At 50.5% G+C, this 14178-nt stretch carries 10 protein-coding genes; 6 read left to right on the forward strand and 4 right to left on the reverse strand.

Annotation, left to right across the window (positions count from 1 at the left end):
- The first annotated feature begins 121 nt into the window (after window positions 1-121).
- Complete coding sequence (locus tag EL633_RS32200; RefSeq protein ID WP_218027626.1) at window positions 122-1240, forward strand: phosphotransferase family protein; 1119 nt, start codon at window positions 122-124, stop codon at window positions 1238-1240.
- Window positions 1241-1268: 28 nt separating this feature from the next.
- Here EL633_RS32200 and cutA read toward each other — a convergent pair whose 3' ends face one another.
- Together cutA and EL633_RS32210 are read right to left on the reverse strand one after the other, a co-directional pair.
- Window positions 1269-1595, reverse strand: coding sequence for a divalent-cation tolerance protein CutA (cutA, locus tag EL633_RS32205; protein WP_126631306.1), 327 nt, complete (start codon window positions 1593-1595; stop codon window positions 1269-1271).
- A gap of 63 nt (window positions 1596-1658) precedes the next feature.
- Window positions 1659-2699, reverse strand: coding sequence for a WD40/YVTN/BNR-like repeat-containing protein (locus EL633_RS32210; RefSeq protein ID WP_126631307.1), 1041 nt, complete (start codon window positions 2697-2699; stop codon window positions 1659-1661).
- Between the two features lie 387 nt (window positions 2700-3086).
- On the opposite strand from EL633_RS32210, the gene EL633_RS32215 reads away from it, so the two are divergent.
- Window positions 3087-3524, forward strand: coding sequence for a hypothetical protein (locus EL633_RS32215; protein ID WP_126631308.1), 438 nt, complete (start codon window positions 3087-3089; stop codon window positions 3522-3524).
- 37 nt (window positions 3525-3561) lie between these two features.
- Here the strand turns inward: EL633_RS32215 and EL633_RS32220 are convergent, their stop codons facing one another.
- Window positions 3562-7233 (reverse strand): WD40 domain-containing protein, encoded by a 3672-nt coding sequence (locus EL633_RS32220; protein ID WP_126631309.1) that lies wholly within the window; start codon window positions 7231-7233, stop codon window positions 3562-3564.
- Window positions 7234-7875: 642 nt separating this feature from the next.
- Here EL633_RS32220 and EL633_RS32225 point away from each other — a divergent pair.
- The gene (locus EL633_RS32225) at window positions 7876-8631 is read left to right on the forward strand and encodes an SDR family oxidoreductase (RefSeq protein ID WP_126631310.1); all 756 of its coding nucleotides are present in this window, start codon (window positions 7876-7878) and stop codon (window positions 8629-8631) included.
- A gap of 219 nt (window positions 8632-8850) precedes the next feature.
- Here EL633_RS32225 and EL633_RS32230 read toward each other — a convergent pair whose 3' ends face one another.
- Window positions 8851-9894, reverse strand: coding sequence for a LacI family DNA-binding transcriptional regulator (locus tag EL633_RS32230; RefSeq protein WP_126631311.1), 1044 nt, complete (start codon window positions 9892-9894; stop codon window positions 8851-8853).
- A 633-nt stretch (window positions 9895-10527) separates the two neighbouring features.
- On the opposite strand from EL633_RS32230, the gene EL633_RS32235 reads away from it, so the two are divergent.
- The 3 genes from EL633_RS32235 (at window position 10528) to EL633_RS32245 (ending at window position 13937) form a co-directional block, all read left to right on the forward strand.
- Window positions 10528-11892 carry a substrate-binding domain-containing protein gene (locus EL633_RS32235; protein WP_126631312.1) on the forward strand — a complete coding sequence of 455 codons (1365 nt, stop codon included), beginning with the start codon at window positions 10528-10530 and terminating at the stop codon, window positions 11890-11892.
- A 97-nt stretch (window positions 11893-11989) separates the two neighbouring features.
- Complete coding sequence (locus tag EL633_RS32240; protein WP_126631313.1) at window positions 11990-12979, forward strand: carbohydrate ABC transporter permease; 990 nt, start codon at window positions 11990-11992, stop codon at window positions 12977-12979.
- Between the two features lie 4 nt (window positions 12980-12983).
- Window positions 12984-13937 carry a carbohydrate ABC transporter permease gene (locus EL633_RS32245; protein WP_126631314.1) on the forward strand — a complete coding sequence of 318 codons (954 nt, stop codon included), beginning with the start codon at window positions 12984-12986 and terminating at the stop codon, window positions 13935-13937.
- The last annotated feature ends 241 nt before the right edge of the window (window positions 13938-14178 follow it).

The following is a 14178-nucleotide window of genomic DNA, read 5'->3' on the forward strand; positions in this document are numbered from 1 at the left end:
GATGAAATTTATTTCAATCGTAAATTGATCAGAAGTCAAGATGGAAGCATAGATCCTGCCAGTGCAGCCAAATTCAAGCGCTATTTTAGTAAGAAGGATAAGAAGGAAGATCAAGATTAGGATGAAAGGTAACGTGTTATACTACTATATTGATGAATTTTTCTTTTGGGCAATGAAGCGCCGGAGCATGAGTGTTCGCGTTCGGATTGTGGGTGTTGCGGACAAGCGTATAAAAAATGATTGTAGCAAAGAAAGAAAAAAGATGGAAAGCAAAACAAAAAACAGGAAGACGAGGGCGCAGGTGGCTGGGATGGTAGAGAGGGCATTTGCTGGGACCACCCTTGCAGCCGGTGAAGATGCGCTGAGGGAGCTAAAAGAGGGCTGGTTTAACGCCGCATATACCGCTCGGCTGTCGGACGGGAGGGAAGTTATCTTAAAGATCGCTCCGCCTGAGGATGCTGAAGTTATGGCGTATGAAAAAAACATCATGGCAACCGAGGTTGTTTCTCTGCACATGATGCGTGAGAACCCGGCCATTCCCGTGCCGGAGGTTTATTTTTTTGATACGACCGGAGATATATGTGACTCAGATTATTACTTCATGGAGAAGCTGGCTGGAGACAACTATGAGCATGTGAAAGCATCATTTTCTCCCGCCATGCAGGCGCAGATCGACCAGCAGATTGGCGTGATCGTCCGGGAAATCAACGGCTTTACGGGCACGTATTTTGGTTATGCTGGAAATAGCGAGCTGCGCGGTGCTAGCTGGAAAGAGACTTTTATCAAGATCATGGATTCAGTGCTGGAAGATGGCTCTAGAAAAGACGCGGATTTTGGCTATGGCATTGACGAAATCCGTGCTGCCATCATGAAACATGCACACTCCCTGGAGGCTGTCACCGTACCGCAGTTGGTCCACTGGGATGCTTGGGACCTGAATTTCTTTGTCAAGGACGGCAAGGTTACCGGTATCATCGATTTTGAGAGGGCGCTTTGGGCGGACCCTTTGATGGAGGCACAATTTCGGGCGCTAGCCCTGGGAGGTATCTCCGAAAGCATGCGAAGCTATGGTAAGACCACCTTCACGCACCAGGAGGATGAAAGGTGCCACCTGTATACACTGCATCTCGCCCTGGTCATGAAGACGGAATGCTATTACAGAAATTATGATTCTGACTCTGTCAGCAACCAGTCCAGGCAGTTGATGGCGCCAACGCTGAACTGGCTGCAGGAAAACTGACCTCCAACTGAGATATTGTAAGCCATGTTTATTCTGTTGTTGTTTCTTTTACAATCCAGTCAAGATAGCCCTGGCTGGCGGCTACAATCAGGTGGGCAATGATTTCTGGCTCTTCATAACTGTGAACACGACGAATAGCCTGTTCAACGGCGCTATATACATCTTTTCTTGTCTTCGCCGTGCATGCCCACTCTTGTGCTGTCTCTATCTGACCTTTCCACCAATATGTACTGGTAATGGGACCTGATACCTGCACACATGCAGCCAGGCGACTTTCCACAAGTGACTCGGCAATCTTCTGTGCGCCCTCCCTAGTATCTATGGTTGTATAGACCTCGATGCACTCTTTATCCATTATAAAATCCTTCTACGCTCATTTTGAACGTTGCCGGCACATGTAGGTGTCGTTCAGATAATTTTACTCTGGCACAATAACCAGTGCATGTATGCGTTCTCCTGGGGACAGCGGAGCTGGCCATTGAATAGGGAGCTCGCTCCAGGATAAGCCTGCATCGGCTGAACGGAAAATGCCTTTGTTATTGCCAGCGTAAAAGATACCTGCTTCAGCTTCATTGGTGGCGAGAACAGAGGCTAGCTGACCATGCGTTGCGGGTAGACCGGCGCTGATCTGTTGCCAATCATGCTGACCAGAGCGGCGGTAGATCGTTGAATCGGCTTGCATGGGATTATGTGCTTCCTGTGGTCCGTGAGCTGCTGAGATAATCAGCGTGTCTGGATCGCCGGGATCAACCGCTACGCTCCAGAGATAATGATGCTGCAGTCCACGATCGGGCCGGAACCAGGTATCACCACCATCGTCACTTTGAACAAAACCATTGCCAGGCTGCATAAAACCATCGCCAGCTGCGGAATAGAGCCGGTTGGGCATCAGGCGATGCATGGCCAGCGTATGGGTATCAAAAGGCCCGCCAGTTTTTTTGTCTTCCCATGTCTGCCCACCATCCATGCTGCGTACCAACGCACCTGCTTCAGCCGCGGCGAAGACGCGTCCGGATTGGACAGGATCAGGAGTAATCCAACGGATATGGCTGGTATATGGACGTGGCGGGAAGCTCCAGGTTGGCGCTGAGGGGAGTTCTAGTAGGCTCGTTAACTCGCGCCAACTTACGCCTCCATCCTCGGAACGATAGATCGCACTTGGCTCAGTCCCAGCATACACTACTCCATAGCCATTGACTTGCTCTAGCGGACTGACCGCGACCGACATAATCTGTTTGTGGGTGATACCTGTCTCTACTTGCTTCCAACTGGCACCGGCATCGGTACTGTACCATAGACCATGATTGTACGTACCGCAATACACACGTTCCAGATGAGCCGGATCGACTGCGACACATTGTGGCTCGTAGTCTGTCAGTTGCAGATCTGCTCGCCATTCATCTCCGTGCCGGGTGATGCGTGCCAAAGAATTTTGTCGCGCTGCATAAATCTTTACCATAGAAAAAACCTCTTTTACTTTTTAACCTAGAATCAGCAGCCGCATAGTTAACTGAACAAGCAAGAAAGGTAGAAAATCTACCTTTCTCTCTTATTATACCTCTTTATCTGCGCGAATGTGTTGATGAACGACACAGCTTCGATGGATGTTGACCTTCCTCATAATGTCAGGTGAGATGGCAGGTGACCTGCAGGTAGGTGTCCAGTGTTTTCTTGAGTGCCCCCTTCTATACTCGTAGCAGGAGAGACGGATGGTCCACAATGTGTCACCATCAGCTCTCATTCACCCGGCCAGTTCAATCTTTGGATAGAACGGTTCTGCACCCGTTATGGCCCGATGGTCAGAGGTTTTGTGCTTAGTTGAATGCATAAGAAGAGGAATATACATATGGCAGATAGTACGATGATTGTGCTCATCTTTGAGGATGAGAGAGGGGACGACCGCCTTTTTGATGAAATTGAGGAGACGTTGAAGGTTGCAACGTATCTCACTACACCAGTTGCAGGGGTAGTCTGTACGATTTATGCGGGTCTGTTCCTGGTGACGAACCTTGTATATAATCTGCTCTGGTGGTTAGCCACCCATCGGTCCCGCCTCTTTAAAGATGATGTTCAGCCAGGGTTGATACATGCCCGGAGCCGCCACTACGCGCTGGGCGCTCCCTGTTATCTGCTCGCGCTGATACTTGCGTTCTGGAGCCCTGGGGTAAGTATAGGCATATGCTCTGTCCTCTGGCTGTTCTGGGTGTTTGACGCCTATGAACGTAGGCCCGCACGAGCAACATACCGGAAACAATGGTTTGAACCGGATCAAGAAGAACGTTAGTATGAAGAAAGATTTGGCGCTGGAATATAACACAACCTCAGCTGCTTGTTTCTTCAAAGGCTCCTAACGCACGCAACGATGCCTTTTGCGCACGAGAGAGGCCCTGAATGCCCGTAATGTTGAGCCGCTCATAGGGTCGGTCCCGCTGTAATGTGCGCAGATACTCGCCGCTATGCAGATCCCATAGCCGAATGGCTCCATCGTCTCCACAACTGGCAAGCCTGCGGCCGTCGGGATGAACTTTGAGGGCTTGTATCATCCCTTGATGTCCCTCGCGCACCCGCAAGCATTGCCCACTTTCGACCTCCCACCAACGCATCTTCCCCTCGCTGTCTCCACTGATCAGTACCTTTGCATCAGGGCTCCACACCACGCATGAGACCACGTCAGCATGCTCTGCTACTATTTGCACACGTTCGTCACTCAACACTTTCCACACGAAGAGTTGTCCACCCTCCTGACCTCCACCAGCAGAGGCGATCCATGCGCCATCGGGACTCCATGCCACGCTCATGACGACCCCATCATGTCCTAACAGTTGTTGCCTTTGCATACCATCACTGGTATCCCACACATACACTGAGCCGTTATAGCCTCCGCCCGCAAGCAGGCTTCCATCGGGGCTCCATGCCACGCGACGAATACGTGTTGCCTTTGTAGGTGCCATCCAACGACGGATGCGGGTGGATATCTCCCACACATGCACTCCATGCAAATAGCTCCCAACCGCGAGCTGGTTCCCATCGGGACTCCATGCTACATCCTGAAAGACGATGCTCGCCACGTTGGGGTCGCGCAGCTCGTTTACAGGAGCATTGGTGAATGCATCCCACAGCATAATAGCGTCTCGTCCTCCGCTGGCCAGAAGCCGCCCATCGGGACTCCAGGCCACCCCTTGTCCTTGTACCATGTCCCGCTGTTCTTGCATCATGCTCTGTGGCACTCCGCTATTTACATCCCACAGTGTTAGCTGCGTGTTAGCACCATAACTGGCAAGCCGTGTGCCATCGGGACTCCAGTCGAGATCGAGCAGGGAGTTTGTGTAGCCTCCCAGGGTGCGCAGCAACTTTCCACTCTCTACGTCCCACGCACGCAGTGTGCCATCGTAACTGCCGCTCAAGAGCGTATGGCTGTCGGATGTGAAGGCCAGACAGCTCGCCACATTGGTATGCCCTTGTAGTACTCTGTTCACTGTGCCCGTCTGGATGTCCCAGAACCGAATCGCTGTATCATTGCCGCAACTGGCTAATGTGTGTCCATCGGGACTCCACGCGACCCGTAGCACCCTGTCTGTATGCTCCGTGAACGTCTGTAGGCAGTTGCTCGTGGTCAGATCCCACCGCTTGACTGTGCCATCATGGCTTGCGCTTGCGAGCTGGGTCCCATCAGGAGAGAAGGCCAGTCCTGTCACGCGCTGTGTATGGGCCATCAAGACCCTGGCACGCATGTCTTGCTCTGGCGTCTCATGCTGCCACAACCAGATGCTTCCATCGAAGCAGCCAGTAGCAAGCAGGCGTCCATCGGGGCTCCAGGCCAGACAGAAGATCGCACTGGTCTGTTGCAATGTTTTGAGAGGAATGCTGTGCTGAGGGTCCCAGAGATGAATGAGCATATCGACACCTCCACTGGCGAGCACATTGCCAGTTGGAGAAAAGGCGAGCCAGACAAAGCCCCCGGAAGGCCAGTCCTCCCAGAGTAGTGTGCTGCTGTCGACCTCCCACAGTTTGACGCTACCAGTCGAGCCTGCGCTGGCGAGTGTGCGTTCATCCGGGCTGAACGCGAGTGTACTGACCACCTCTGTGTGAGCACGCCAGGTATGGTGCTGCGTCAGCCCGCCACGACCCCACATTCGTATTTCCCCTCGGGCGCCAGCAGCCGCCCAGTATCTACCCGTTTTGCTCATGGCGACCGCCAGGATCTCATCAAGAGGTTCAGCGAAGATGCATTCCTGTAACACGGCGTGAGATAAGGTGCTATCACGCAAGTCGGTACCTTGCAGACATATGTTGCGTAGAACCAGGTGTGAGAGATCTAGACCCCTCAGGTGCCCGCGCAGCACACGCAGCAGTATCACCAGATTAGCCGGTCCATACCCCTGGGCCGCCTGATCCTGATGTCGCATTTCGTTGAGCAAGCAGAGTAAGCGCGCTTCGACCCTGGATTGTGCCTGAGTGGTGCTCTGTAAGAGGGTAAGCAAAGGTATCACAATCAACTGCTCCTGAGTCAGCCGCACGTATTCCTTGACTTCAGCCAGACAGAGTCCATGCTCTAGCAGGCGAAGCAGCCGTCCCTGCTCGATTTCGCGGCTCCCCTCCTCAATAAGCCGCGCTGTCGCGTACTCCAATACCACTGATTGCAGGGTGAAGCTGCCGGTATCGTGTCCTCGCTCAATCAGGCTGCGGCGGCGTAGCCCCTCCACCGCTTCAAGCACCTGCGACATGGGTACTGGAGTGTTCAAGCTGCCGAGGAGGTTGTGCAGGCTCACCGGTTCACGCAGAATCGCCAACCATAGCAGCGCTGTCTGCTCCAGAGACGAGAGACGTATGAACTGCTCTTCGAGGAGCTGGCGTATACCCCCAAAGATGGTCTCGCCCTGCTGAAGGAACGGAGCAATCTCTCCACCGAACAATTCCACAATCGTGTGCGCCACGATTTGTAACGCCAGTGGATTGCCGTGGTACACCTCGACCAACTGTGCCCGTTCGTTCGAGGAACTTACAACATATTTCTCCTCCAGTAACTCAACACCTGCCTCTATATTCAGCCCTGCCAGCCGCATCGTTCGCACGGGTGAATGGCGACCTTCCAGGAGCGACAGTTCAACTGGTTTTTCGCGGCTCGTTAGCAGTAGACAACTCTGATGTCCGGTCTCGCCTCCTTGACGAAGCAGGTGGGCATAATTGTCAAAGCCGGCACGTATGCGACCTGTGCCGGTGCCTTCCTCTAAAATCATCTCCAGGTTATCCAGTACTAAGAGGACACGCTGTGTGCGCAGTTGCTGCATCAGCAAATACAGACATCTCTCGAAGGAGATAGGCTCTTCGGAGAGGGTGTGTGGGGCAATGATCTGGAGGCAGTCCTTTACAATCTCCTCACAGGGCGGGGCATCGCGCAGCGATCGCCAGATAACTGCCTCAAACTGCGATGCCACCTGATGCATGACTCTGGTTGTTAGTGCTGATTTGCCGATACCACCCATGCCTAGCACACTGATCACTCGGCAGTGGTCCTGGAGAATCCAGCGCGAGAGCAATACTTGTTCCTCCTCACGCCCATAAAAGACAGGGACATCGAGCGCACTCCCCCAATCCACTTTGGGACCCTTTTCAACAGCAGAGGGAGTGATGGTGTTCGCCTGCTGAGCCTGCTCGACCACAGCTGGCATCAGGGGAACAACTTGCTGGGTAAGGAGAGATGCTAGCCAGGGCTCATCCAGTAGCACCTTTTGATGAGCTGCACGCCACAAGGCTCTGATCTGCTCCTCCTCACTACCAGCGTGAAACGCTTGTTGCTCAAATAGCAGCGTGATAAAGGTCTTGAGGTGTCCGACCTTGGGATAACTCTCACCAGCTTCCCAGGCACCTATTGTATGTCGGGAGACGCCGAGGATAGTTGCCAGCCCTGCCTGAGTCAGTCCGGTTGTTGCTCGTAGCTCTAACATTCGTTGGCCGAAGTCGTGATCTCGTTCTCGATACAACGTTTTCGTCATAGATTCTTTCCTTTTTCTACGACGCAACCAGGGACGACCATGGAAGGTGAGATGGCAACCGCTGCACGGTGTTTTTCTCAGCACATTCTCTATACTGAGGTCTGTCGGACGTGCGTCTTCCTGGGCAACGCCTGTCATAGAGGTAAGAAAACGGCTGCAAAACGATTTCTTATCTCTACTTTCTTTTTTACCTTTATTTACTTATGCCTATGTTTATAATAGCAGATTTGCCTGTAAGCGACGAGCCTCCCTTGCGCGCAATCAGGGCTTTTTAATTTTCCTCTTCCTGGCGCCTATGGCGCCGGAGTCTGGTGTGGTGTGGTGTGTGTTGTGTGGGCGGCCGCGGCCGCCCACACAACACACACCACACCAGAAATACTCTGTATATGATTTGCCTGATAGTGACTCCCGGCCGAAAATGAAAAAGCCCTGGCGCGCAATGATGATAGACCTCTTCCAGAAAGCAAGGTGAGATGGCAAGTGTGATGGATGGTGATGAATAGTGCTTTCTTCCACACAAACTTTTATACTTACTGGAGAACAGTTGAAATGTTTTACAGTGTGTTGCTAAAAGAGGCTCTGGAAAAGAGTAGAGCGGCACTCTTGTACAGTTATAGTTGTTATTCTTGAATGGAGATTCAAATGAAGATAGTTGTTATTGGTGGTAGCGGACTGATTGGGAAAAAACTTGTGAAGAATCTTGTTGAGCCTGGCCATCAAGCCGTGGCGGCATCACCTCGCACAGGTGTTAATACCATTACCGGCGAGGGACTAGCCGAAGTGCTCGCAGGCGCTCAGGTGGTTGTTGATGTGGCGAATGCACCTTCATGGGAGGACAAGGCAGTCTTAGAATTTTTCGAAACGTCCGCCCATAATCTCCTGGCCGCAGAAGCGGCGGCTGGCGTGGGACATCACATTGCCCTGTCAATTGTCGGTGCTGAACGTCTTCCCGAGAATGGATACTTCCGCGCTAAGGTTGCCCAGGAAAATCTGATTAAGGCTTCGAAGGTGCCCTATACCATCTTGCGCGCAACGCAGTTCTCCGAGTTTGTCAGCGGTATCGCTCAAGAGGCCACTGATGGACAAACTGTACGCTTGTCGCATGCCTTTATACAGCCAATTGTATCGGATGACGTTGCGGCTGCCCTGACCGATGTCACCCTTGCGGCACCTGTAAACGGCACAATTGAGGTGGGTGGTCCAGAACAGATCCATCTCGATGACCTTGTTCGCCGCTTCTTGAGCGCAACTAAAGACACACGTGAGGTGGTCACAGACGTCAACGCACGCTATTATGGTGCCGTGTTAAGCGAGCATTCCCTCACCACGAGCGCGAACGCTCGTATCGCCCCGACACGTTTCGAGGACTGGCTGAGCAACTCCATCGCCCAAAAGTAAAAAATGCAGCCTGACAACTAAGGCAGTATCTATGCTGGAAGAGCGGCTCGATGGGGGATGAACCTATCTCCCATCAGCGGCTGCTGTGTTAAATGTACTGGCTCTTCTGTTTACCCGTTCTTTTGTCGTATGCATTGGAGCTCTTTATCCTGGCCCTGCAACTGCATAGTCCTGCTGAATAGTTACCACTATGTGAGTTTGTTCAGGTCTGCATGGTCGCTATGTTGGTAAGGTTCTCGTGCGTGGAGGTTGACAGGATTGTCTGATGACGATCGACGTTGAAAGTTCGACGTTGGTTGACTCCAGCGTGTGCCCGGAAATCAGGCGCAGTAGCATATTGGTGGCCATTTTTCCTATTTCTACCAGTGGCTGCCGAATAGTGGTCAATGGAGGGGCCATCTGGGCAGAGTACGTCACATCATCAAAACCGATGACACTCATATCATCAGGAATGCGAATATTGCGTTGATAGAGTGCCTGGTAAACTCCTGTCGCTTGAGCATCATTTCCAGCAAAGATAGCGGTTGGTGGTTCAGGTAGATCGAGCAGGGCATATGTTTGTTTGAAACCATCACCAAGTAAATATGTCCCTTCACAAATCAGCGCGGGATCGACGGGAATGCCGGCACGTTCAAGTGCCTCTCGATAACCAGCCAGGCGAGCTCGGGAAGTCATAAGATGGAGCGGGCCAGTGATAATACCAATGCGGCGATGTCCCAGCGAGAGCAGATACTCTGTCGCGGTATAGCCTCCTAGCCAGATAGTCGATCCAATGGTAGGGAAATTTGTGGCCGGCTCATTGCGATCTCCAATCGCCACAAAAGGTATTTTCTGTTGCACCAGGGAATTGGCAATCTCGCCATGCTCATAAGGGAGTAAAAGTAGCACACCATCGGTTGACTGGTCAAATAAGCGGCGTAGCCAGAGGCGCTCTACCACTTCATTCTCATGGGTAGCGAAGACAGCCAGGCGATGTCCACTCTCCATCAGGGTTTCTTGAACTCCATGCATAATACCCAGATCGTAGCCACCTTCCAGGCGCATTAAAACCAGATCTATCAATCCAGTCTGACCCTTGCGCAGATGGCGAGCAGCATGATTCTGGACATATTCATGTTGCTCAATGACATGTTGAATGCGTGCACGTGTTTGTGCACCCACTCCTGGAAGCTGGTTTAGCACTTTAGAGACCGTAGTAGTTGAAACGCCGACTTCCCTGGCTATTTCTGACATGGTTAAACGTTTAGGCTGTTCTAACTCCAACGTCGTACTATCCTCTCGATTTAAGTAAACGATAAACCACTTTTACTTTCACGTATCGTACCATGTTTTTCTCGAATCTGTCAATGTACAGTAGAGCATAAAGCTCATTAACGCCTATATAACTTCTTTACATGCCATATATTGGGCCGTTTTTCAGTTTTTTCAGAGAAACATAGCAGACTCTTGACAGCTACATTTTTCTATGTTACGTTTATTTACAAGAAACAAGGTTAACGTTATCCTAAATTGATACCTGATTCAGGTAAAAACATTGGATACTGATGGTTCTCTTATTTTTGTCAAGGAACGACGAATAACACTCTCTGGAGGCAGGAAGCTATGATGCTAACCACTGCACGATGGGCGTATCGCCATCATACCATAACTATTTGTTTTCTTTACTCCCAACTGCCTTTTCTTCCTATACCGCGTCCTGGTACATCCCTGGTTTATCGCTCCTGACCATTGTTCGTACGCCGTCATGCTCCATTCGCCATGTCTATAAATTGAATCATGAGGAATGCATACCCGAAGCATTTCCATCTTACTCCTGGTCTATTGAGATAGACCTCTGCTTTCGTGCGGACATCATGATGTTCGTACTGAATTAGTCTGTACATTGGAGGAGATTTCATGAAAAGCGCTTCTTTTCTTAATCGACGACGTTTTTTACAGAGTAGCGCCGCACTCGGTGCAGGAATTATCGGCTTAGAGGCATTAGCTGGTTGTGGCTCAGTGACGGCGGGAAATAGCACAACGTCGGTAACTGCGACCGTAAACACGTTGCCACCAGCAAGTAATCCGGGCGCGATCCATGTTTTCAATCAGGTCATTCAACAATTTGAAAAATCCCATCCAGGTAAAAAGATCGTGGGTAAAAACGATCCTTATGATCCCACGACGTACTTTGCCAGGGTCGCAGCAAATCAAGTTGAGGATGCGACGCAGAGTTACTTTACCGAACCCCCTCTGCTCATGCAGAAGCACGCGCTGGCGGATATTACCAGCTTAATCAAAGGCTGGCAGTATTTCCAGAGCTATAATCCAAGTATCGTGAGCATTGCCAGCAACGGCGGAAAAATTTATGGCGTTCCTCAGAATGCGTATGCGCTCGGTATTTACTATAACCGAAAAATGTTTAAGGCGGCTGGCCTTGATCCAGATAAACCACCCACCACGTGGGAAGCTTTTCGTGGTTATGCCAAACAACTGAAGTCTTCATCGGTAGCAGGTTTTGCTGAGACCAGTACCTCAAACCAGGGAGGCTGGCACTTCACCAACTGGATGTATACCGCGGGCGGTGATATGCAATCTGCAGATGGGAAGAAGGCATTATTTGGCAGCGATAAAGGGGTAAGCATCCTTCAAATGCTCAAGGATATGCGCTTCACCGATCAATCCATGACGAAACAACAATTGTTTACGCAGGCCGACACCTTGCAATTGTTGGCCACCAATAAAGTCGCTATGGTGGTGATGGCCCCTGACCAGTTGAATACCTTGAAATCGCAATATCAGGCCAACCTTGACGATTATGGCATTGGGCCCATGCCCCAAAATGGGGGGAACGCAGCCCTGACTGGTGGCAACATCTTTGTTTTCAATCCCAAATCGTCTTCAGACGTTATCAAAGCTGCCTTTGATTATGTGATCTACTCTAATTTTGATCTATCCGTCATCGAAGATAGTTACGCAGCCCAATCTGCGGCTGGACAGGTGGTTGGCGCACCAACAAATGTGCTCTTTACAGGAGATTTCCAGCAAAAGCTCAATGCCCTGAATACGAAATATGCGAACGTGCCGCTGCAGAACTACAAGGCATTTACCGATGCACAGCTTACATTGCGCGCCGAGCCTCGTAACCAGACACAGAAAATGTACGCGGCCCTCGATAGTGTCGTGCAGTCCGTTCTCACCAACGCGAATGCTGATCCTGGTAAATTATTGCAGCAAGCCGTACAGCAATTTCAGCCACTCCTTGATCAATCAGTTTCATAAAGCCTGACCGACAAGAGGAAACAATTTTCTCGCGGGTCTTTTCTCACAGAGAAAATTGTTTCTTTACATGACATCTAATTCCTAAAAGGAGATTGAGATGGGGCTTTCATCGCCCGTACCGCCTTTATTGCCTTCGCGGCAAGCTACAGTATTGGTGCAGGGAAAAAAGGGCACGCAGCAGCCTGCTCCTCATCGTAAGAGAAGCGTTATGGTCAGACGCGCGTTGAAACGCAATAGCGCTGGCTACCTTTTTTTGCTCCCAGCTCTTCTGCTGTTTGCACTATTTGTCTGGTATCCAGTGATACTAGGGATCGTGATGAGCTTTCAAAATGTTGACATGCTCAGTCCTGCGACCTGGATCGGATGGGAAAACTACCGGACAGTGTTGCTTGATCCGCTCTTTAAAGTTGCGTGGATTAATACTCTGGAGTTCACTGGTTATGCTCTGTTGTTTGGCTATATTGTTCCCATTATTCTGGCCTTGATTATAAACGAGATGCGCCATGCAAAAGGTTTCTTCCGCCTGGCTTTTTACCTGCCAGTGATGTTGCCTCCTATTGTAACAGTTTTTCTCTGGCGCTGGATATACAATCCCGATGGCGGGCTTTTAAATACCTTGCTAAATGTGCTACACCTGCCAACCGCTCTCTGGCTAGAGACACCAGGCATTGCTTTGCCAGCGCTGATGGTCATTACTACCTGGAGCAATGCTGGCTCAACCATGTTAATCTACCTGGCTGCATTGCAGGGCGTACCGGCAGCACTGTATGAAGCAGCCGAAATTGATGGTTCGAGCATCTGGCGACGGCTCTGGCACATAACGTTACCTGTTATTCGTCCTATTATGCTGTTAATGCTTATCTTGCAGATCATTGGAACCATGCAAGTATTTATCGAGCCCTTCACCATTACAGATGGTGGCCCACAGAACACAACTATCAGCATCCTGCTCTTAATCTACAAATACGCTTTTCAGCAAGCAAACTTTGGGGCTGCCAGTGCTTCGGGAATGCTACTCTTTCTTGTCCTCGCGATTTTTGCGCTGATCTATATGCGGATGACAAGCCGCTTTATGGAGGGAGAATAGTAATATGGCCACTTTACTGCGCAATCCACAGGGAGAATTGCCCGAGGGGAGAAAAAGAAGGCATGGTGCTGATGAAGCCTATGAGCGGACACTGATTTCGCCCTTCGCATTGAAACGACCGCAGGGACGCTTGCTCTACTGGTTCATCTTTACCCTGCTGGTACTGGCGACGCTAGGAACGCTGGGGCCTATTTATTGGATGTTTAGTGGTGCACTCAAGTCTAGTCGCGAAATTTTTCAGACACCGCCCACCTTCTGGCCCGTGCATCCACAATGGTCGAACTACAGCAATGCCTGGGATATCCTCAACTTTCCTATACACTTTACCGCAACGATGGTGCTGGCGATAGGAGCCGTCTGCTTGCAAATCCTTGTCTCAGCCACCGCGGCTTACGCGCTTTCTAAGCTTCGTGTAGCGGGTAAAAACATCATTCAATTCAGTTTTTTCTGCACGCTAATGGTGCCACCTGTAGTCTATTTGATTCCGCAATTTGTCAACATCAATGATCTCCCCTTATTACACATCTCACTGATTAACACATGGGCAGGCGTGCTATTGCCTGAAGCTGCCAATGCATTTAACATCCTGATCCTAAAAAGTTTTTTTGACGGTATTCCTAATGAGTTATCCGAGGCGGCCTGGTTGGACGGTGCCAATGCCTGGCAGCTCTTTATGCGCATTATTATTCCCTTATCGCGTCCGGCGCTGGCTGTCATTACTATTTTTACCGTCATTGCCTCCTGGAAAGATTTTCTCTGGCCCTTGCTCGTACTTTCCGATGATCGACTGCAACCACTTATGGTCTCACTCTATCATCAGGCGGGCACAAACTCAAATCTGCCCTTTATGTATCTGATTGCAGGTCTGGTGCTTGCCAGTCTTCCACCTATTATCTTATTCCTGCTATTTCAACGCCAGATCATCCGTGGTATCAATCTGACGGGTCTCAAAGGCTAGTTTGAAAAGAGTAAGGAAACTGGTAGCGATGACAAATTTCTCTTTGACAAAGTAGTAGAAAAGCCTTAGCAGGCTCAACTGCTGCCTGTCGATTGCCTTCGATAAAGATTTTGGCCATACGATGGTTTTGTTCCTGCGTGAAAGGAGGGAGGAAGATCTGTAACCTGGCGTGTCACCGTAGCTTTATGACGAGGTTACATAAGGCTGTATCTATTGGTTGAACAGTACATTGTGGTACAGT

The organism is Dictyobacter alpinus (genome assembly GCF_003967575.1).
GTDB lineage: Bacteria > Chloroflexota > Ktedonobacteria > Ktedonobacterales > Ktedonobacteraceae > Dictyobacter > Dictyobacter alpinus.